We start from the raw sequence: 19,827 nt of genomic DNA, 5'->3' as shown, positions 1-19,827 counted from the left end.
ACGGGGGCGTCCGGCCAGTGCCGCAGGAAGACTGCGTCGACTTCCGCGATGGCGGCGCGGGCCCAACCCTCGCCGCGTTCGCCGCCGGGAGGCATGCCGGTCATCGGCATCAGGGACGCGCCACGCGCCAGGCGTTGTTGAAGTTGTCGCCGCCGCGCTCGCCCGGCTTGGTGTCCTTGGACCAGTAGTAGACGGGCTTGCCCTTGTACGCCCACTGCTTGGCGCCGTCGTCGCGGGTCACGACGGTCCAGTCGCCCGAACCGGACGCCGAGGCTGCGGCCGTCAGCGGCGGCCAGATGGTGGCGCAGGGGCCGTTGCAGGCGGACTTGCCGCTGCTGGCCGCGTCGCGGTCGAAGGTGTACAGGGACATGCCGTTGGGGCCGACCAGCGCGCCGTCGGCCACCTTGGCCGGCGCGCCGTCGGACGCCATCGACATGGACGAGCAGGCGGCCAAGGCTGCCGCGAAGCCGAGGGCGGGGAGGGTGTGGGACAGGGCCATGGTTCGCTCCGGTTATGGGGATGCCGGATGAACGATGGCGAAGGGCGGTTTATTCCGCCCCGGTCAGCGATTGCGCGATTTCATGGCCCGCTCGACCTCGCGCTTGCCTTCCCGGTCCTTGATGGTGTCTCGCTTGTCGTGCTCGGCCTTGCCCTTGGCCAGCGCCACCTCGCACTTCACCTTGCCGGCCTTCCAGTGCAGGTTGATCGGCACCAGGGTGTAGCCCTTCTGCTCGACCTTGCCGATGAGGCGCCGGATCTCGTCCTTGTGCATCAGCAGTTTCTTGGTGCGGATGGAGTCTGGGTTGACGTGGGTGGACGCGGTCTTCAGCGGGTCGATGCGGCAGCCGATGACGTAGAGCTCGCCGTCGCGGATGACGACGTAGCCATCGGTGAGCTGCACCTTGCCTTCGCGCACGGCCTTGACTTCCCAGCCTTGCAGCACCATGCCGGCCTCGTACTTCTCCTCGAAGAAATAGTTGTACGAAGCCTTCTTGTTCTCGGCGATGCGGGTGCTGCTGTCTTGCTTGTGGGCCATGGGCTTACAGATGGGGAGCGGAGGGGCTCCCTACAATCCCCGGCAGGCTCTGCTCCGCGGGGCCCCGCATTCTGTATGAAAACCGTCCACCGTTCCGTGCTGATCTGGTACAGCGCGGAAGAGATGTTCAAGCTGGTCACCGACGTGGCACAGTATCCCAAGTTCCTGCCGTGGTGCGACCGCGCCGCGGTGCTGGAGCAGGACGACCGCGGCATGAAGGCGGAAGTGAGCATCGCTTTCAGCGGCATCCGCCAGAGCTTCGTCACCCGCAACGACCACGTGCCGGGGCGGCAGGTGCACATGAAGCTGGTGGAAGGACCGTTCTCCAACCTGGACGGCAACTGGACTTTCGTGCCAGTGGGCAAAGCGGGCCAGCGCGCCTGCAAGGTCGAACTGGACCTGAACTACGGCTTCAAGAGCGGCGCCCTGGCGGCGGTGGTCGGCCCGGTGTTCGACCGCATCGCCGGCAGCCTGGTGGACGCCTTCGTCAAGCGCGCCGAGCACGTCTACGGCTGACGCCATGCCCCGCGTGACCATCCTCCATTCGCCGGGGCCGCGCGAAGTGCGCGAGCAGGCGCTCGATCTGCCCGAAGGCGCGACCATCCGCGATGCCCTGGTCGCAGCGGGACTGACTCCCGTCGAAGGCGAAGCCGTCGGCGTGTGGGGCCGCAAGGTGGCCCTGGAAGAAGTGCTGCGCACCGGCGACCGCGTGGAGCTGGCGCGGCCGCTGAAGGTGGACCCGAAGGTGGCGCGCCGCGAGAGGTTCCGGCGCCAGGGCAGCCGCGCGGCCGGCCTGTTCGCCAGCCGCCGGCCGCGCGCCAAGCCCGGTTACTGAACCGTCTTGCAGTCGCTGGCGATGATCTGCTTGAGCCGCGCGACTTCGGCGGCGCGCTGCTTGTCGTCCAGGAATTCGCGCTCGCCCTTTTCGTTGGTGCGCGAGATGCGCGCGCCGGAATCGAATTCGGCCTTGGCGCCCTTGGCGCGCGTGCAGTTCTCGGCCTGCGCCTTGGCGACCTTCTCGGTTTCGGCCTTCTTCTTCTCGGCTTCGGCGGCTTCGGCCTGCTTGCGCTTGTCTTCCAGGCCCTTGTCCGTGGTGGACACCTTCGGCCCGCTGGCAGCGGCCACGGCGGGCTTGGACGCCGCGGCTTCGGGTTCGGCGGCGGCCGGTTGCGGAGCGGCGCGGCCGCCGGGCTGGCGCAGGATGTTCTTCGGCGGCGTGCCTGGCGGCGGCGCCTGATCGCTCAGGACCTTGCGGCCGTCCTTGTCGACCCACATCCATTGCGCGGCGGCGGCGAGGGGCAGGGTGCACAGGGCGGCGAGGGTGAGGGCGCGGACAGCGTTCATCGCGCCAGTTTAGCCGCGTAGCCCAACAAGTCGAAGGCCGCGCGGACGCTCGCGCGCGCACTGTTTCACGCAAACGGCGCAGTTCCCTCACGCGGGAAAGCCCCAAGGGCCCATGGGTACAATCCGTTTTTTGGAGCCTTCCCCATGCGCCTTCTCGGCAAAGCGCTCACCTTCGACGACGTGTTGCTGGTGCCGGCGTTCTCCCAGGTCCTGCCCAAGGACACTGCCCTCGCCACCCGCCTTTCGCGCAACATCTCCCTGAACCTGCCGCTGGTGTCCGCCGCGATGGACACCGTGACCGAAGCCCGCCTGGCCATCGCCATGGCGCAGGAAGGCGGCATCGGCATCGTGCACAAGAACCTCACGCCCAAGCAGCAGGCGGCCGAGGTGTCGCGCGTGAAGCGCTACGAATCCGGCGTGGTGCGCGACCCGGTGGTGATCACGCCTTCGCACACGGTGCGCCAGGTGATGGACCTTTCCGAGCAGCTGGGCGTGTCGGGCTTCCCGGTGGTGGACGCGGGCAAGGTGGTGGGCATCGTCACCGGCCGCGACCTGCGCTTCGAGACGCGCTACGACGTGCCCGTCAGCCAGATCATGACGCCGCGCGACCGCCTGGTGACGGTGCGCGAAGGCACGTCGCTGGTGGAAGCGAAGGCGCTGCTGAACAAGCACAAGCTGGAGCGGCTGCTGGTGGTGGGCGAGGGCTTCGAGCTCAAGGGGCTGATCACTGTCAAGGACATCACCAAGCAGACCAGCTTCCCGAACGCCGCGCGTGACGCGTCGGGCCGCCTGCGTGTTGGCGCGGCGGTAGGCGTGGGTGAGGGCACGGAAGAACGCGTCGAGGCGCTGGTGAAGGCCGGCGTCGACGTCGTGGTGGTCGACACCGCGCACGGCCACAGCAAGGGCGTCATCGAACGCGTGCGCTGGGTGAAGCAGAACTACCCGCAGGTGGACGTCATCGGCGGCAACATCGCCACCGGCAGCGCGGCGCGCGCGTTGGTCGAGGTGGGCGCGGACGCGGTGAAAGTCGGCATCGGCCCCGGTTCCATCTGCACCACGCGAATCGTCGCGGGCGTCGGCGTGCCGCAGATCACGGCCATCGACAACGTCGCGACGGCTCTGCAAGGCAGCGGCGTGCCGCTGATCGCCGACGGCGGCATCCGCTTCTCGGGCGACATCGCCAAGGCCATCGCGGCCGGCGCCAGCACGGTGATGATGGGCGGCATGTTCGCCGGCACCGAGGAAGCGCCCGGCGAAGTCATCCTGTACCAGGGCCGCAGCTACAAGAGCTACCGCGGCATGGGCTCCATCGGCGCCATGCAGCAGGGCAGCGCCGATCGCTACTTCCAGGAAGCCACCAGCACCAACCCCAACGCCGACAAGCTGGTGCCCGAAGGCATCGAAGGGCGCGTGCCGTACAAGGGCTCGCTCGTGTCCATCGTCTACCAGCTGGCCGGCGGCGTGCGGGCTGCCATGGGTTATTGCGGCTGCGCCAGCATCGAAGAGATGCGGTCCACGGCCGAATTCGTCCAGATCACCGCGGCCGGCATGCGCGAAAGCCACGTCCACGATGTGCAGATCACCAAGGAAGCGCCGAACTACCGGGCGGACTGACGAACCCACGCTTCCTCAAAAGGGCCAGAATTTTCTGGCCCTTTTTTCTTTGTTCGGCCTAAAATATGGCCTAAATCAACTCGATTCTGCCCAGATCATGCAGACCATCCCCATCCACCAAGCGAAAAGCCAGTTGTCCGAGCTGATCCGTGCGGTCGAGCAGGGCGAGGAAGTCGTCCTGACGCGCCATGGCAAGCGCGTGATCCGGTTGATCCGTGAGCCCGAAACCGAGCAACCCAGCATCGAGGCGCGCCGCCAGGCCGTGATCGCGGAGCTTCAGGCCCTGCGCGCCAAGGTCAATCCGGCTGGTCCGGGCTTCCAGGAAATCTGGGCCGGGCACAAGCGCGAGATCGAGGAGCGCGCCGAACGCTGGCTCGGCGCCAAGGACGGCCATGCTGGTCGTTGATGCCTCGGCGTTCGCCAGCTGGGCGTTTCCGGACGAGGGCGGTGACCGCGTGTCGCAGTCGCTGGTCCGCGTCATGACGCACGAGGAAAGCGCCACCAGCGCCGCGATCTTCCCGCTCGAGGCCCTGCATGCCGCGGGCTGTGCCCTGGCGCGAGGACGGTTCACGCCGGCCGTCCACCAGCACGTCCTTCGGCTGCTGAGCCGGCTTCCCGTGTCACTGGCGCCGATGCGCGTGTCGCCGCTGGAATTCTGGTCATGGGCGCAAGACCTCGCGCTGACGCCCTGCGACGCCGCGTACCTCAAGCTGGCCCTGGACCTGAAAGCGCCCCTGGTCACGATGGACGAAGCGCTCAAGCGCGCCTGCGTGAAGCTCGACCACCCCGTCATCACCGACCTCCCCTGAACCCGCCATGCAACACGACAAGATCCTCATCCTCGACTTCGGCTCCCAGGTCACGCAGCTGATCGCCCGGCGCGTGCGCGAGGCGCACGTGTATTCCGAAGTCCACCCCTGCGACGTCAGCGACGACTGGGTGCGCCAGTACGCCGCCGACGGTCGCCTGAAGGGCGTCATCCTCTCCGGCAGCCACGCCAGCGTTTACGAAGAGACCACCGACAAGGCGCCGCAAGCCGTGTTCGAACTCGGCGTGCCGGTGCTGGGTATCTGCTACGGCATGCAGACCATGGCGCACCAGCTGGGCGGCAAGGTCGAAGGCGGGCACAAGCGCGAGTTCGGCTTCGCCGCCGTGCGCGCCCGCGGCCACACCGAGCTGCTGCGCGGCATCGCCGACTACACCACGCCCGAAGGCCACGGCATGCTGAACGTGTGGATGTCCCACGGCGACAAGGTCGTGGAGATGCCGCCCGGGTTCAAGCTGATGGCGTCCACCGAGAGCTGCCCGATCGCCGGCATGGCCGACGAGGCGCGCAAGTTCTATGCGATCCAGTTCCACGCGGAAGTGACCCACACGGTGCAGGGCCGCGCGATCCTCGAGCGCTTCGTGCGCGGCATCTGCCAGGCGCGCCCAGACTGGGTGATGCGCGACCACATCGCGGAGGCCGTGGAGGCCATCCGCAAGCAGGTCGGCGACCAGGAGGTGATCCTGGGCCTGTCGGGCGGCGTGGATTCGTCCGTGGCCGCGGCGCTGATCCACCGCGCCATCGGCGACCAGCTGACCTGCGTGTTCGTGGACCACGGCCTGCTGCGCCTGGACGAAGGCAAGATGGTCATGGAGATGTTCGCGGGCAAGCTGCACGCGCGGGTGATCCACGTGGATGCCAGCGAGCAGTTCCTGGGCCACCTGAAGGGCGTGAGCGACCCGGAGCAGAAGCGCAAGATCATCGGCCGCGAATTCGTCGAGGTGTTCAAGGCCGAAGCCGCGCGGCTGAAGGCGGGCGGGCAAGGGCACAAGGGCGCCACCTTCCTGGCGCAGGGAACCATCTACCCGGACGTCATCGAGTCCGGCGGCGCCAAGAGCAAGAAGGCCGTCACGATCAAGAGCCACCACAACGTGGGCGGCCTGCCGGAGCAGCTGGGCCTGAAACTGCTGGAACCGCTGCGCGACCTGTTCAAGGACGAGGTGCGCGAGCTGGGCGTCGCGCTGGGCCTGCCGCCGGAGATGGTGTACCGCCACCCGTTCCCCGGCCCCGGCCTGGGCGTGCGCATCCTGGGCGAGGTGAGGAAGGAATACGCCGACCTGCTGCGCCGGGCCGACGACATCTTCATCCAGGAACTGCGCAACTTCCGCGACGAGGCCACCGGCAAGAGCTGGTACGACCTCACCAGCCAGGCCTTCACGGTGTTCCTGCCCGTCAAGAGCGTGGGCGTGATGGGCGACGGCCGCACCTACGACTACGTGGTGGCGCTGCGCGCGGTGCAGACCAGCGACTTCATGACCGCCGACTGGGCCGAGCTGCCGTACGCGCTGCTCAAGAAGGTGTCCAGCCGCATCATCAACGAGGTGCGCGGCATCAACCGCGTGACCTACGACGTGTCCAGCAAGCCGCCCGCGACCATCGAGTGGGAGTGACCCCGCATCGCTCTGATGCGGAAATTGCAGCACGCGGCGGCCTTCGCGCCGCTACAGTGGCCTTCGAGGAGTGACCGCCATGTACATGCCGCCGCAGTTCAAAGCCAAGGATGCCGCGCTCGCCGCCACGCTGATGCGCGAGCACCCGTTCGCCAGCCTCGTCTCGTGCGACGAGGACGGGCTGCCTTACATCACGCACCTGCCCCTGCACCTGGAAGAGCGGCCGGAAGGCCTGTTGCTGCTGGGGCACGTGGCCAAGCCGAACGCGCACTGGCGCTATCTGGCCGAGCGGCCGCGCGCGGTGGCTTCGTTCCTGGGCCCGCATGCCTACCTGTCGCCCAAGGTGTACCTGGACCTGCAGCGCGTGCCGACGTGGAACTACGTCGCGGTGCATTGCACCGTCGAAGCCACGCTGATCGAAGATGCCGAAGGCAAGGACAAGCTGCTGAAGAAGCTGATCGGCGACCATGAGCCGCCGTACGCGGAGCAGTGGCGCGGGCTGCCGGAAGAATTCGCGCAGAAGATGCTCACGGGCATCGTGGCCTTCGAGCTGAAAGTCGTCGACCTGCAATGCAAGATCAAGCTGAACCAGCACCGGCCCGAATCGCATGCGCGCATGCGCGAGGCTTGCCTCGCGGGCGGCGAGCAGGGGCAGGGCCTCGTCGCGTGGATGGACCGCATCGGCCAGGGTGCCTGACGGGGGCAGGGCGGTGAGCGCGGACCGCGACGCCGCTTTCATGCGCCTGGCGCTGGAACAGGCGGCGCTGGCGCAAGCCGCCGGCGAGGTGCCGGTGGGCGCCGTGGTCGTGCGCGGCGACCAGGTCATCGGCCGCGGCCACAACCGGCCGATCGGCGCGCACGACCCCACGGCGCACGCGGAAGTCATGGCGTTGCGCGAAGCCGCGGCCGCCACGGGCAATTACCGGCTGGACGACTGCGAGCTGTACGTGACGCTGGAGCCTTGCGCCATGTGCAGCGGCGCGATGCTGCACGCGCGGCTCAAGCGCGTGGTGTTCGGCGCGGCGGACCCCAAGACGGGCGCCGCAGGGTCGGTGCTGAACCTGTTCGAAGAGCGCCGGCTGAACCATCGCACTCAGCTGGCCCAAGGCGTGCTGGCGGACGAATGTGGTGCCGGCCTCTCCGCGTTCTTCGCCGCGAAACGGCAGGAGGCGCGCGCCAATGCCTTTCCGCTGCGCGACGACGCCTTGCGCACGCCGGAGGAACGGTTCGCGAACCTGCCGGACTATCCGTGGGCGCCGCACCATGTCGCAGACCTGCCTTCGCTGGCGGGTCTGCGGATGCACTACCTCGACGAAGGCCCCCGGCAGGCGCCCATCACCTGGCTGTGCCTGCACGGCAACCCGGCGTGGAGCTACCTGTATCGCCGGATGATCCCGGTCTTCCTGGCGGCCGGCCATCGCGTGGTGGCCCCGGACCTGGCCGGCTTCGGCAAGAGCGACAAGCCCAAGAAGGATTCGGCGCACACGTTCTCCTGGCACCGGCAGATGCTGCTGGAATTCGTCGAGCGCCTCGACCTGCAGGACGTCGTGCTGGTGGTGCAGGACTGGGGCGGCCTGCTGGGCCTGACACTGCCGATGGAAGCGCCCGGCCGTTACCGCGGGCTGCTGGCGATGAACACCACGCTGGGCACGGGCGACGTGCCGCTCAGCGAAGGTTTCGTCGCGTGGCGCCGCATGTGCGCCGAGAAGCCCGACTTCGACGTCGGCCGGCTGTTCGCGCGCGGCAACCCGCACATGACGCCGGAGGAATGCGAGGCGTACAACGCGCCGTTCCCGGACCGCGGCCACCGCGCGGCGCTGAGGGCGTTCCCGCCGATGGTGCCGGAGTTCCCTGATTCGGACGGCGCGGAAGTTTCTCGCCGTGCGCGCGAGTTCTGGCGCCAGGACTGGGCCGGCCGCAGCCTGATGGCCATCGGCGCGCAGGACCCCGTGCTCGGCACGCCCGTCATGCAGGCGCTGCGCGAACAGATCCGCGGCTGCCCCGAACCCATGGTGCTGCCGCAGGCCGGCCACTTCGTGCAGGAGCACGGCGAGGCGATCGCGCGCAGGGCGGTGGGATACTTCGCCGCGTGACCTCCTCCCAACGCATCTACGTCTATTCCCCCTCCAGTGCCGTTCGCGACAAGGCCGCCGTGCGGCGCGGCATCAAGCGCCTGCGAGCGCTGGGCCATGAAGTCGAAGTCGACCCCGATACCTTTTCGGTGCACATGCGCTTCGCCGGCGACGACGACACGCGCCTGGCGGCCATCGAACGTGCGGCGAACAGCGGCGCCGACGTGGCCATCATCACGCGCGGCGGCTACGGCCTGACCCGCCTGCTGCCGCGGCTGCCCTACAAGGCGATCGCCAGGGCGGTGAAGGGCGGCACCAAGTTCGTCGGCCTGAGCGACTTCACCGCCTTCCAGAACGCCGTGCTGGCCAAGACGGGCGCCGTGACCTGGTCTGGTCCGGCGGTCGGCGAGGATTTCGGCGTGCACGCCGAACCCGACGACATCATGCAGGCCTGCTTCGAGGACCTGGCTGTGGGGCAGGGTGAAGGCACCGGCTGGCGCCTGCCGGCGTCCGAAGCCGCTCCGAAGTTCAAGCGGGTGGAAGGCATGCTCTGGGGCGGCAACCTGTCGATCCTGGCGGCGATGGTCGGCACGCCCTGGCTGCCCGCGATCAAGGGCGGCATCCTGTTCATCGAGGACGTGCACGAGCACCCGTACCGGGTCGAGCGCATGCTGACGCAGCTGCTGCACGCGGGCATCCTGGCGAAGCAGAAAGCCGTGGTCTTCGGCCACTTCACCAACTACAAGCCGGCGCCGCACGACCGCGGCTTCAAGCTTGCGACGGTGGTGGGCTGGTTGCGCTCCCAGGTCAAGGCGCCCGTGTACACCGGCCTGCCTTTCGGCCATGTGGCGACCAAGGTGGCGCTGCCGGTGGGCGCACCGGTGCATCTGGCCGTCGAAGGCCGGGATGCGTTCCTGCTGTGGGGGCACCGGCACTAGCCGGCGGGGTTCAGCCTCGGGCGCCGGCGGTCAGCGCCTTGGGCAGCAGGCCGCGGAACATGTCCGTGACCGACTGGACGTGGAGCCGTGCCTGGGCTTCGCCGTGCAGCGAGGCCAGCACCGCCATCAGGTCGCCGCGCAGGTACCAGAGCGCCTGCACGTCGCCTGCGTAGCGGATTCGACGCGTGACTTGCGGGAAGTCGCGCGGGCCGCTCGTCCCGAGGAGGTCGAGCATGGACTCGCGGATGTCTTCTATCCGGCTGTCCAGCGTCGTATCGGACAGCTGGCCGTGGCCCAGCAGCCCGTAGAGGCTATTGCGAAGGCTTTGCTTGGACCAACGCATGTGTCGTTTTTGTCTCTAGGGTGCCGATTTGTGGCAGCAGGTTTGACAAGATAGGCCGCCCCGGTTGAGCCAGCAAGGACGGCGGGTGACGGATTTCACGAAAAACTCCTTGCAGGATCAAGGAGTTGGTAACGAGTCGTCATGCCGTTTCTAGTTGTTGCGATCAGTGGGCCGGAGGCGGTGCTTTCGGGTACTGCGACCTCCAGGAAGAACGCGAATTGCAGGCGGGTGATGCGCATGGGGAGCATGGAGATGGGATGACCGTCGGCGCGTCGGCGAAGATGGCTATCGAATTGGGAGCTAGTTTCCCACGGCCTCGTTGTATCCGACGGAGCGCCAGCCTCTTGTCATGCCTCTGCAGGACGGAGCCACGTGGAGGGCCCGGTCGCTTGAGCGCCGGGAGGCTGACGGATGCGAGGTCCGGGGGCGCTACCGAAACTCATGAAGACTTCGCAGCGCCTGTTATTTTACATAATGCACATCGTATCAATTCAATCAGATGGGCAGACGGAGGCTCAAAACCTGCAGCCCGCCTACCACTTGCCCTTCGGCTGCTGGCTCCGCACGTACGCCGAGATCATCTCCGCCGAGTCCGGCCGGTTGCCCAGCTTGGCGAACGCGATCGCATCCAAGCCGCGCTGGTTCTTCATGGCCGTGTCCGCGCCAGCCTCCAGCAGCAGCTTCACGGCGGCCGGCGTGCCGTACTGGGCGGCCATCATCAGCGGCGTCGTGCCGTTGGGCGACTCGGCGTCGATGAACGCGTAGTTCTCCAGAAGGAAAGCCATGATCTCCAGGTGGCCGCCGGTCGCCGCGTAATGCAGCGGCGCCCAGCCCGGCTTGTTGATGTCCGCGCCGCGCTCGACCAGGCGCTTGACCAACGCCACCTGGCCCTTGAGCGCCGCCATCATCAGCGGGCTTTCATCATGAGCGTTGCGCACCTCGACGTTGGTCTGCGGCCAGTCGACCAGGGCCTGGGCAGCTTTCAGCGAGCCGTCCCGGATCGCCAGGAACAGCCCGTTCTGGCCATCCGGCGCGGGCGTGTTGGGGTCGAAACCGCGCTGCAGAAGCCCGCTGATCGCCGACGGATCGTCTTGCTTGAGGGCCCGGAAGAAGTCGTCGTACGACCCTGCATGGGCCGAAGAAAATCCAATCAGGACAATTAGCTGGAGAATGAAGTTGATGTACTTTCTCACGCCAAAACCCCCGCGAAGAGGCGCTCGAAATTACGGCTGGTGAGCTCGCCGACGGCTTCGGGCGCCAGTCCGCGCAGCTCGCCGATCTGCCTGGCCACGTAAGGCACGTAGGAAGGGTTGTTGGTCTTGCCACGGTACGGCACGGGCGCCAGGTACGGGCTGTCGGTCTCGATCAGGATCCGGTCTTCCGGCACGAAGGCGGCCACCTCGCGCAGGTCGGCCGCGCTCTTGAAGGTCAGGATGCCGGAAAACGAGATGTAGAAGCCCAGGTCCAGCGCCGCCCGGGCCACTTCGGCGGTTTCGGTGAAGCAATGGAACACGCCCCCCACGCTGCCGGGTGAGCCGTCTTCACCCTCCTCTTTGAGGATCGCCACCGTGTCGGAGGAGGCCGAGCGGGTGTGGATGATCAACGGCTTGCCGCACTGCCGGGCGGCGCGGATGTGGGTGCGGAAGCGGTTGCGCTGCCATTCCAGGTCGGCGACGCTGCGCCCGCCCTTGCGCTCGTCCATCTGGTAGTAGTCCAGCCCGGTCTCGCCGATGGCCACCACCTTGGGCCGGGCGGCGCGCTCCAGCAGGTCCTGGAGGCTCGGCTCCTGGATGCCTTCGTTGTCCGGATGCACGCCCACCGACGCCCAGAAGTTGTCGTAACGCCGCGCCAGCGCGTGGATGTCCTCGAACTCCTCCAGCGTCGTGCAGATGCAAAGCGCGCGGTCCACCTGCGCCTGCGCCATGGCGGCGCGGATCTCGTCCAGCTTTTCGGACAGCTCGGGAAAGCTCAGGTGGCAATGCGAATCGACATACATCCGCCGATGATGCACCAGCGGCGAAGGCCGCTTGAGGACCGGGTCAGATGGTCTGCGTCGGCCGCTCGGACGCCAGGTGCCCGCCCAGGATCTCCTCGATCTTGAGCTTCAGCAGCTTGGACTTGTCGTCGGCCGGGAACCGCACGCCCACGCCCTGGGTGCGGTTGGCCGCCGCGCGGGGCGGCGTCACCCAGGCCACCTTGCCGGCCACCGGGTAGCGCTGCGGATCGTCCGGCAGGGACAGCAGCACGTACACGTCGTCGCCCAGCTTGTAGTCGCGGGTGGTGGGGATGAATACGCCGCCGTCCGCGAACAGGGGGATGTAGGCCGCATACAGCGCCGCCTTCTCCTTGATGGCGAGCTGGATGACGCTGGGACGGGGGGTGGCGGTGCTCATGTGGGGGAACTCAGCCGGCCGAGTGTAGGGCCGCGCGCGCCCGGCCCACAAGCGATTCCAGCATCAGGCCAGCGTTGAAGGGATGTTCTGCCGTTTTTTGCGCCACGGCGAGGTCACGCCACCACGCCGTCAGCGATTCGTAACCGGCCGGCCGCGGCAGGTCGCCGGGCTCGAAGAACCGCGGCACCGCCTGAACGCGCACGGCCAGCAGGTCGTGGCAGAGCTTCTGCAGCACGTCGATGGCCTGAGCCGGCGAGCAATCTTCCAGTGCGCCCACCTCGCCCCGGGCCACCGCCTTGGGCACCTGCGACCAGGCCTTGGCCGTGCGGCCCGCCCTGCTCCAGGCCAGCGCTTCCTCGGGCCGGCCGCCCGCCGCGCGCAGCAGTACCGGCGCGTCGGCCGCCGGCACGCCCTGCGCCGCCAGCCACGCCAGCGATTCGTCCGCGCCGGGCCAGCGCATGGTGTGGCCCAGGCAGCGGCTGCGGATGGTGGGCAGCAGCTGGTGCGCCGACTCGCTGGCCAGCACGAAACGCACGTCGCCGGGCGGCTCTTCCAGTGTCTTGAGCAGCGTGTTGGCCGTCACGTGGTTCATGCGCTCGGCCGGGTACACCAGCACCACCTTGCCGCGGCCGCGCGCGCTGGTGCGCTGCGCGAATTCCACCGCGTCGCGCATCGCGTCGACGCGAATCTCCTTGCTCGGCTTGCGCTTCTTGTCGTCGATCTCCTGCTGCGCCTTTTCCGCCAGCGGCCATTCCAGCGCCTGCATGGCCGTTTCGGGCATCAGGACGCACAGGTCGGCATGGGTGCGCACGCCGATGGCGTGGCAGCTGGCGCACTGGCCGCAGGCGCCGTCCGGGCCCGGCTGGTCACACAGCCAGGCGCGCGCCATCTCCAGCCCCAGCGCGTACTGGCCCAGCCCCGAGGGGCCCTGCAGCAGCCACGCATGGCCGCGCTGCGCCAGCAGCGCGCGGGCCTGCTCGGCGATCCACGGTGCCGCGTTCATGCCAGCCACCCGCGCGATCGCACCGCGAGGATCACCTGATCCCAGACCTGCTCGCGGGGCCGGTCCGCATCGATGCGCGCGAAGCGCCCTGCTTCGGCTTGGGCACGCGCCTCGTAGCCTCGCAGCACGCGGCGGAAGAACTCGGCCGGCTGCGATTCGAAGCGATCGGGCGCCCGCGCGCCCGCCAGCCGTTGCGCCGCGACTTCCGGCGCGACCTCGAACCACAGCGTCAGGGCCGGCTGCCGCAGCGTGCCGGCGGGCAGGGCCGGCGTCGACTGCACCCAGCGTTCCAGCTGCGACAGCACGGCCAGATCGAAGCCGCGCCCGCCACCCTGGTAGGCGAAGGTCGCGTCGGTGAAGCGGTCGCACAACACCACGTCGCCACGCGCCAGCGCCGGCTCGATGACCTGCCCCAGGTGGTCGCGCCGCGCGGCGAACATCAGCAGCGCTTCGGTCAACGGGTCCATCGGCGCGTTCAGCGCCAGCGCGCGCAACTGCTCGGCCAGCGGCGTGCCGCCCGGCTCGCGCGTCACGGTGACGTTGCGGCCCGCCGCGCGGAAAGCCTGTGCCAATCCTTCGACGTGCGTGCTCTTGCCCGCGCCGTCGATGCCTTCGAACGAGATGAACAGCCCCTGGCTCACTGGCCCCTCTGGTATTTGTTGACGGCGCGGTTGTGCTCGTCCAGCGTTTCGCTGAAATGGCTGCTGCCGTCGCCGCGCGCGACGAAGTAAAGCGCCTTGCTTTGCGCCGGCTGCACCGCGGCCAGCAAAGCAGCCTTGCCCGGCATGGCGATGGGCGTCGGGGGCAGCCCCGGGCGCGTGTACGTGTTCCAGGGCGTGTCGGTCTGCAGGTCGATCTTGCGCAGGTTGCCATTGAAGGCGGCGCCCATGCCGTAGATCACCGTCGGGTCGGTCTGCAGCGGCATGCCCACGCGCAGGCGGTTGTTGAACACCGCCGCCACCAGCGGCCGGTCGGCGCCGCGGCCGGTTTCCTTCTCGACGATGCTGGCCAGGATCAGCGCCTCTTCAGGCGACTTCACCACCACCTGCGGCGTGCGCTGCGCCCACGCCGCGTCCAGCCGCTTGTCCATGGCGCGAAGCGCGCGCTTGAGCAGGGCCGACTCGGGGCTGCCCTTGGCGAACGTGTACGTGTCGGGGAAGAAGCGCCCTTCCGGGTACTGGCCCGCGCGGCCCAGCAACTGCATCAGGGCGGCGTCATCCAGCGCGGACGTGTCGTGCTTGAGCGAATCTTCCTTGGCCAGCGCCGCCCTCACCTGCCGGATGTTCCAGCCTTCGACCAGCGTCAGGGCCCGCAGGCTTTCCTCGCCGCGGGCCAGCTTCGACAGCAGCCGGTAGGCCGTGATGCCCTGCTCCAGCTCGTAGCTGCCGGCCTTGATCTGGCGGGCTTGCCCGGACAGGCGGAACCAGGCGTAGAGCAGGTCGGGATTGACGTCCACGCCCGCGTCGGCGACGGCCTGCGCCACGCCGCGCGGCAGCGTGCCCGGCTCGATGGACAGGTCGACCGTCGCCGCCGGCAGCGCCAGCGGCCGCTGCACCCACCACCAGCCCCAAGCGGCCACGGCCAGCAGTGCCAGCGCGGCGAGCAGAAAAAGCATCTTGAAGAACCGCGCCACGCCCCTGAAAACCCTGTTGGAAATGACCGGCCATGATAATGGAGCGATGGTTCATCCCCTCGAAGGCCGCGCCGCCCTCACCCACCTGGGCGTGATCCGCGCGCAGGGCGAGGAAGCCGCCCGCTTCCTGCACAACCAGCTCACCCAGGACTTCGCCCTGCTGCCGTCAGGCCAGGCGCGGCTGGCCGCGTTCTGTACCGCCAAAGGCCGCATGCTGGCCAGCTTCGTCGCGCTGGCGGCCACGAAGGAAGACATCCTTCTCGTGACTTCGCGCGACTTGCTGGCGCCCACGCTGAAACGCCTGTCGATGTTCGTGCTGCGCACGAAAGTGAAGCTCAGCGAAGCGACGGCCGATTTCGCGCTGCAAGGCCTGGCCGGCGACGTTGCCTCGGCCGCGCTGGGCGGTCCGCGCGAACCCTGGTCGGCGGTGGCGCAAGGCGAAGGCCACGCCATCGCGCTTTACCCGGCGGACCGGCAGCCGCGTGCATTGCTCATCGCACCCGCGGGCCAAGCCCTGGAACCAGCTCAGTTGCCGCTGGACACCTGGCTCTGGGGCGATGTGCGCAGCGGCGTCGCCACGCTCACCGCGCCGGTGGCCGAAGCCTTCGTGCCGCAGATGCTGAACTACGAGTCGGTCGGCGGCGTGAACTTCAAGAAGGGCTGCTACCCCGGCCAGGAAGTCGTCGCGCGCAGCCAGTTCCGCGGCACGCTCAAGCGGCGCGCCTACATCGTGCATGGCACGGCACCGATGCAGGCCGGCCAGGAAGTCTTCCACGAGTCCGATCCCTCGCAACCCTGCGGCCTGGTCGCGCAGGCGGCCCCCGCACCATCCGGCGGTTGGGATGCGATCGTCTCCATGCAGGTGTCGGCGGCCGAAAGCGGCCGGCTCACGCTGGGCGCGGCGGACGGCCCGGCATTGGCGCTACAGCCCCTGCCCTACGCGCTGCTGGCCGACATCTGATCAGCGCGCCACCTGGGCGCGGTACTCGGGCGGAATCTGCTGCAGCAGCAGTTCGCGCTGCTCCGGCGGCGTGGCAGCCAGTGCCTGCCGCCACGAAGCGATGGCGTTCGCCTCCACCTTCTCCACTTCCAGGTGGAAGCGGCCCAGCTCCAGCAGCACCTGCGGCCGCGAGGACGGGTACTGGGCCGCCAGCTTCTGCAATGCGTCGCGCGAAAGCGCCGAGTCGCCCGTGCGCAGGCCGAGCCGGAACGCGTTGAACAGCAGGTCGTAGTCGTAGCGCCCCAGGTCCAGTGCCTGCCGGGCCAGCTTCGCCGCTTCTCGGGCGTCGCGGAAGCGCGAATACAGGATGACTTCCAGCGACAGCACCGAAGGCGCATGCGGCGAAACGGCCCGCGCCCGCTCCAGGTACTCGAAGGCCTGGTCGGGCTGGTTGAGCGAGGCGTAGCCGCGCGCCACGTTGGTGATGATGGCCACCACGTAGGGACGCGAGGACAGCACCGATTGCCAGACCCAGAGCGCGTCCTTCCAGTCGCCCCAGTTGGCCATCTCGTCGGCGGCGATGGGCGTGATCTTGCGGTAGTGGCGGTTGATGGCGATGCCTTCGCGCAGCAGCTGCAGCATCTCCGCCCGCGCGCCGTCCCATTTCGGGTCGTTCGGGTTGGCCTCGCGGCTGATCGACGTGGCCAGCTGGGCGGCGCGCACCAGCTTCCGCTCGCACTCGGCCGCTTCCCATGTGATGAAGACGGCCAGTGCCAACGCCAGCGTCGTGCCCACCAGTGCCGGCGAAGTCCAACCCGTCCGCCAAGCCGCCGTGCGCGCGCGGATGCGGCCGCCGAAGCCGATGCGCGCATCGGAGGCCGCCAACAGGCCGAGGCACGCCGCGAACAGCGCGCCGGTGGCCGCCATGCGCCACGGGAAGCCCACGTTGCTGACCACCATCAGCGACAGCAGGCTGGCCAGCGCGACGGCCCGCAAGGGCCCCTCTTCCGATGCAGATCCGGCCCGCCATGTGCGCCACGCCGACAGCAGCAGGTAGCCGAACAGTCCCGCGAGGAACACGAGGCCCACCACGCCATCTTCGGCCAGCAGCTGCAGCACCTCGTTGTGCACGTAGTAGTCGGTCTCCAGCTGCTCGCCGTCGGCCTGGTAGCGCGGAACCTGCACCTCCCAGGCGCCGGCGCCGACACCGCTGACGGGACGGTCCGCAATCATGCGCAGCGTCGCCGCCCACATCACCTTGCGCAGGTTGAGCGATTCGTCGTTCGGCCCGATCGATGCCGTGCGGTTGAAGCCGCGTTGCAACGCGGTGGTGCCGCGCCCTTCCTTCAGCAGGCTCTCGTTGTTCGAGGGGATGGAGCCGAGCCCGATGACGCCGACCAGCAGCACCGCCGCGGCCACGCCCACCCGGGCCTTCGGCCAAGGCACCGCTTGTGAACGGAACCGCCAGGCGATGAAAGGAAGCACCGCCAGCAACTGCAGCCACAGCGAGATGAGCGCCGCGCGGGTGCCGGTCATCAGGATCGCCAGCACGACCAGCGCATTCGTCGCCGCCAGGATCACCGTGCCCGGCATCGTGCGCGCGCGGGCCAGCAGCAGCGCGCCGAACGGCAGCGTGCAGACGACGAACTCGGCGAAAAAGTTGCGGTTGACGAAAGTCGATGCCGGATTCGGTCCCTGCGGGAACAGGGTGAACTCGCCCCAGAACTGCAGCGCCGCCCAAAGCGAAGCCACAACGGCGCCGCCGTGGATGGCCGCGGCCAACACCGGCAGGCGGCCCGGCGTGAACGCCTGCAGCCCCAGCCACAGGATCAGCGAGAACACGAACCAGCGGATGGCCTCGACACCGCCCAGGTAGGCATGGGACCACGCCATGCTGCCCAGCGCGTACGCCATGAGCAGCAGCGGCAGCCACAGCACGGGATGCCACCGCACCTCGCGCAATGCGCCGCGTTGCTGCCAGAAAAACACCAGGGCCGCCGCCAGCGCCGCGAACGAGACGACGATGGACTTCAGCGTGTCCTGCAGCATCAGCTCGCTGGGAACACCCAGGGCCGGCGCGAGGAACAGCGCGGCAGCCAGCAGCCACACGACGCCGGCCGAAGTTCCGGACGCAGTGGCGGGTGCCGCAATGACGGGCGCGGCCGTCGCCGCTTCCCGCGCGGCTGCGCGCTCGGCAGAACGCCGGCGTTGGCGGCCCATGCTCAGCGCGCCGCCAGCGGCAGCGGCGCGGCCATCGTGATGTGCGGGATGCCGGCTTCCTCGAAAGGCTCGCCTTCCGGCTGGAAACCCAGGCGCTGGTAGAAGCCTTCGGCGCTGCGCTGCGCATGCAACACCGCGCGGCGATCGCCCCGCTGGTGCGCCGCGGACAGCAGTGCGTGGAGCACCCGCGCGCCCACACCTTCGCCGCGCAGCACCTCATGCACGGCCATGCGGCCGATCTTGGCGACGCCCGGCTCGGGCTGCAGCAGCCGGCCCGTGCCCACGGCCTGGCCCAGGCGGTTGTAGGCGACAGCGTGCAGCGCCGTGCGGTCGTCCTCGTCCCACTCCAGTTCGGCGGGGATGCGCTGCTCGTCGACGAACACGCGCGTGCGCAGTGCCGCCGCGTCGGTGCCCAGCTCCGACCACGGGCCGGTGCGCACCTGCAGCACCGGCCCACCCGCTTCGAAGCCGCTCAGGATGTCGCGCAGCGCCTGCGGCACCGGCTTCGAAGTCTGCGTGGCCGGGTCGGCGAACACGTAGACCAGCTCGCAGGTGATCAGCAGCTGGTCGCCGCGGAAGATGGCGCCCAGGAACTGCATGGATGAATTGCCGATGCGCGCGCACTTCATGCCCACGTCCAGCCGGTCGTCCATGCGCGCGGACGCGTGGAATTCCACCGTCGCCTTCTTCACGTACAGGTCGCCATCCAGCCGGTGCATGGCTTCCTCGTACGGCAGCGCCAGCGCGCGCCAGTAGTCCGCCACCGCCGTGTCGAAGTACATCAGGTAGTGCGCGTTGAAGACGATCTTTTGCATGTCCACCTCGGCCCAGCGCACGCGCAGGCGGTGGAAGAAGCGGAACTCGGCTCGTTTCATGGTGCTCGGAAAACGGTGGCGAGGGCGCGGCCCGCGGACGCGTGGGCATCGCGCGCTTCGGGCAGCACGCGACCCATCTTGATGAACTCGTGGGTGACGCCGCGCCAGACTTCCAGCTCGACGGGCACGCCGGCGGCCCGCAGTTTATCCGCATAGGCCACGCCTTCGTCGAAGAGCGGATCGCACTCCGCCAGGCCCACCCACGCCGGCGCGACGCCATCCACGTCGTCGGCCAGCAGCGGCGCGAAGCGCCAGTCCTCGCGCCGGTCCACGTCGATGTAGTGGCCGAAAAAGTAGTCGATGTGCGATTGCTCCAGCACCAGGCCGTGCGCGTAGCGGCGGTGCGAAGCGCTGTCCTGGCGCGGCGCGGTGCCCGGGTAGAACAGCAGTTGCAGTGACAGCGGGATGCGGGCGTCGCGCGCCTGGAGGGCGCACACCGCGGCCAGCGTGCCGCCCGCGCTGTCGCCTGCTACCGCCAGCGGCGCATCGGCGCTAGCCAGTTCGCCGCGTTGCGCTGCCACCCACTGCAGCGCATCCCAGGCATCGTCGGCCGCGGTGGGAAACCGGTGCTCCGGCGCCAGCCGGTAGCCCACCGAAACCACCGTGCAGCGGCCCAGCGCGGCCAGTTCGCGGCACAGGATGTCGTGCGTATTGACGCTGCCGATGGTGAAGCCGCCGCCGTGGAAGTACACGAGCAATCCCCTCGCCTCTTCACCGGCGCGATACAGCCGGGCCGGCAACTGCGCGCCGTCGCGTGCCGGCACCTGCAGGTCGCGCACGACGGCCAGCGGCCGCGAAGGCACCTCGAGCACGTCGGCCGAGTGCTCGTAGGCGTCCCGTGCGGCTTGCGGGCTCAACAGGTGCATGGGCTGGCGGCGCACGCGCGCCATGCGCTCGAGCACCGAGCGCATCTTCGGCGTGAGTTCCGGGTATTCCGGGAGGTAGGTCAAGCGGTGCGGCAAGCTACAGTGTCGCCGCAT

23 protein-coding genes are annotated in these 19,827 nt (G+C 68.9%); 10 read left to right on the top strand and 13 right to left on the bottom strand.

The annotated features are described in order from the left end of the window. Positions 1–109: 109 nt before the first annotated feature. Together EZ216_RS03550 and smpB are read right to left on the bottom strand one after the other, a co-directional pair. Positions 110–499 (bottom strand): COG4315 family predicted lipoprotein, encoded by a 390-nt coding sequence (locus EZ216_RS03550; RefSeq protein WP_135248186.1) that lies wholly within the window; start codon positions 497–499, stop codon positions 110–112. A gap of 63 nt (positions 500–562) precedes the next feature. Further along, positions 563–1,036: an SsrA-binding protein SmpB gene (gene smpB / locus EZ216_RS03545; protein WP_135248185.1), complete on the bottom strand. Its 474-nt coding sequence runs from the start codon at positions 1,034–1,036 to the stop codon at positions 563–565. A 75-nt stretch (positions 1,037–1,111) separates the two neighbouring features. On the opposite strand from smpB, the gene EZ216_RS03540 reads away from it, so the two are divergent. Further along, a complete protein-coding gene (locus EZ216_RS03540; RefSeq protein ID WP_135248184.1) occupies positions 1,112–1,552 on the top strand; it encodes a type II toxin-antitoxin system RatA family toxin in 441 nt (146 codons plus the stop codon). 4 nt (positions 1,553–1,556) lie between these two features. Next, complete coding sequence (locus tag EZ216_RS03535; protein WP_135248183.1) at positions 1,557–1,871, top strand: RnfH family protein; 315 nt, start codon at positions 1,557–1,559, stop codon at positions 1,869–1,871. On the opposite strand, the gene EZ216_RS03530 is transcribed toward EZ216_RS03535, so the two are convergent. Next, positions 1,865–2,380, bottom strand: a complete 516-nt coding sequence (locus EZ216_RS03530) for a DUF4124 domain-containing protein (protein WP_135248182.1) — start codon at positions 2,378–2,380, stop codon at positions 1,865–1,867. The two genes, EZ216_RS03535 and EZ216_RS03530, sit on opposite strands and share 7 nt — an antisense overlap. A 144-nt stretch (positions 2,381–2,524) precedes the next feature. Here EZ216_RS03530 and guaB point away from each other — a divergent pair, with 144 nt between their 5' ends. The 7 genes from guaB (at position 2,525) to EZ216_RS03495 (ending at position 9,440) form a co-directional block, all read left to right on the top strand. Beyond that, entirely contained in the window at positions 2,525–3,994 is a 1,470-nt protein-coding gene (gene guaB, locus EZ216_RS03525) for an IMP dehydrogenase (protein ID WP_135248181.1), read from the top strand. 97 nt (positions 3,995–4,091) lie between these two features. Further along, entirely contained in the window at positions 4,092–4,400 is a 309-nt protein-coding gene (locus EZ216_RS03520; RefSeq protein WP_135248180.1) for a type II toxin-antitoxin system Phd/YefM family antitoxin, read from the top strand. Beyond that, positions 4,387–4,803 (top strand): type II toxin-antitoxin system VapC family toxin, encoded by a 417-nt coding sequence (locus EZ216_RS03515; protein ID WP_135248179.1) that lies wholly within the window; start codon positions 4,387–4,389, stop codon positions 4,801–4,803. The genes EZ216_RS03520 and EZ216_RS03515 overlap by 14 nt, the downstream gene beginning before the upstream one ends. A 7-nt stretch (positions 4,804–4,810) precedes the next feature. After that, positions 4,811–6,430 carry a glutamine-hydrolyzing GMP synthase gene (guaA, locus tag EZ216_RS03510; RefSeq protein ID WP_135248178.1) on the top strand — a complete coding sequence of 540 codons (1,620 nt, stop codon included), beginning with the start codon at positions 4,811–4,813 and terminating at the stop codon, positions 6,428–6,430. 79 nt (positions 6,431–6,509) lie between these two features. Then, complete coding sequence (locus tag EZ216_RS03505) at positions 6,510–7,127, top strand: FMN-binding negative transcriptional regulator (RefSeq protein ID WP_135248177.1); 618 nt, start codon at positions 6,510–6,512, stop codon at positions 7,125–7,127. A 13-nt stretch (positions 7,128–7,140) separates the two neighbouring features. After that, the gene (gene tadA / locus EZ216_RS03500) at positions 7,141–8,523 is read left to right on the top strand and encodes a tRNA adenosine(34) deaminase TadA (protein WP_135248176.1); all 1,383 of its coding nucleotides are present in this window, start codon (positions 7,141–7,143) and stop codon (positions 8,521–8,523) included. Then, positions 8,520–9,440 carry an LD-carboxypeptidase gene (locus EZ216_RS03495; protein WP_135248175.1) on the top strand — a complete coding sequence of 307 codons (921 nt, stop codon included), beginning with the start codon at positions 8,520–8,522 and terminating at the stop codon, positions 9,438–9,440. Before tadA ends, EZ216_RS03495 begins: the two co-directional genes overlap by 4 nt. A 10-nt stretch (positions 9,441–9,450) precedes the next feature. Here the strand turns inward: EZ216_RS03495 and EZ216_RS03490 are convergent, their stop codons facing one another. The 7 genes from EZ216_RS03490 to mltG form a co-directional block, all read right to left on the bottom strand. Beyond that, positions 9,451–9,783, bottom strand: a complete 333-nt coding sequence (locus EZ216_RS03490; RefSeq protein ID WP_135248174.1) for a hypothetical protein — start codon at positions 9,781–9,783, stop codon at positions 9,451–9,453. A 533-nt stretch (positions 9,784–10,316) separates the two neighbouring features. Continuing rightward, on the bottom strand, positions 10,317–10,976 hold the full coding sequence (locus EZ216_RS03485; RefSeq protein ID WP_135248173.1) for an ankyrin repeat domain-containing protein: 660 nt from the start codon (positions 10,974–10,976) through the stop codon (positions 10,317–10,319). After that, a complete protein-coding gene (locus tag EZ216_RS03480) occupies positions 10,973–11,779 on the bottom strand; it encodes a TatD family hydrolase (RefSeq protein WP_135248172.1) in 807 nt (268 codons plus the stop codon). The genes EZ216_RS03485 and EZ216_RS03480 overlap by 4 nt, the downstream gene beginning before the upstream one ends. A 43-nt stretch (positions 11,780–11,822) precedes the next feature. After that, the gene (locus tag EZ216_RS03475; protein ID WP_135248171.1) at positions 11,823–12,176 is read right to left on the bottom strand and encodes a PilZ domain-containing protein; all 354 of its coding nucleotides are present in this window, start codon (positions 12,174–12,176) and stop codon (positions 11,823–11,825) included. Between the two features lie 10 nt (positions 12,177–12,186). Beyond that, on the bottom strand, positions 12,187–13,179 hold the full coding sequence (locus EZ216_RS03470) for a DNA polymerase III delta subunit-related protein (protein ID WP_135248170.1): 993 nt from the start codon (positions 13,177–13,179) through the stop codon (positions 12,187–12,189). Further along, positions 13,176–13,820, bottom strand: a complete 645-nt coding sequence (gene tmk, locus EZ216_RS03465) for a dTMP kinase (protein WP_135248169.1) — start codon at positions 13,818–13,820, stop codon at positions 13,176–13,178. The genes EZ216_RS03470 and tmk overlap by 4 nt, the downstream gene beginning before the upstream one ends. Continuing rightward, positions 13,817–14,794 carry an endolytic transglycosylase MltG gene (gene mltG, locus EZ216_RS03460; RefSeq protein WP_167772816.1) on the bottom strand — a complete coding sequence of 326 codons (978 nt, stop codon included), beginning with the start codon at positions 14,792–14,794 and terminating at the stop codon, positions 13,817–13,819. The genes tmk and mltG overlap by 4 nt, the downstream gene beginning before the upstream one ends. Before the next feature lie 64 nt (positions 14,795–14,858). On the opposite strand from mltG, the gene ygfZ reads away from it, so the two are divergent. Further along, on the top strand, positions 14,859–15,773 hold the full coding sequence (gene ygfZ / locus EZ216_RS03455) for a CAF17-like 4Fe-4S cluster assembly/insertion protein YgfZ (RefSeq protein WP_135248167.1): 915 nt from the start codon (positions 14,859–14,861) through the stop codon (positions 15,771–15,773). Here ygfZ and EZ216_RS03450 read toward each other — a convergent pair whose 3' ends face one another. The 3 genes from EZ216_RS03450 to EZ216_RS03440 are packed head-to-tail and all read right to left on the bottom strand — an operon-like array spanning position 15,774 to position 19,827. Then, positions 15,774–17,972 (bottom strand): O-antigen ligase family protein, encoded by a 2,199-nt coding sequence (locus tag EZ216_RS03450; protein ID WP_135248166.1) that lies wholly within the window; start codon positions 17,970–17,972, stop codon positions 15,774–15,776. A gap of 2 nt (positions 17,973–17,974) precedes the next feature. Continuing rightward, complete coding sequence (locus EZ216_RS03445) at positions 17,975–18,847, bottom strand: YbgC/FadM family acyl-CoA thioesterase (protein ID WP_135248165.1); 873 nt, start codon at positions 18,845–18,847, stop codon at positions 17,975–17,977. Continuing rightward, a complete protein-coding gene (locus EZ216_RS03440; protein ID WP_439126708.1) occupies positions 18,844–19,827 on the bottom strand; it encodes an alpha/beta hydrolase in 984 nt (327 codons plus the stop codon). The genes EZ216_RS03445 and EZ216_RS03440 overlap by 4 nt, the downstream gene beginning before the upstream one ends.

This window comes from Ramlibacter humi (genome assembly GCF_004681975.1).
In the GTDB taxonomy this organism is placed as follows: domain Bacteria; phylum Pseudomonadota; class Gammaproteobacteria; order Burkholderiales; family Burkholderiaceae_C; genus Ramlibacter; species Ramlibacter humi.
This window is presented reverse-complemented; position numbering and strand designations above follow the sequence as displayed.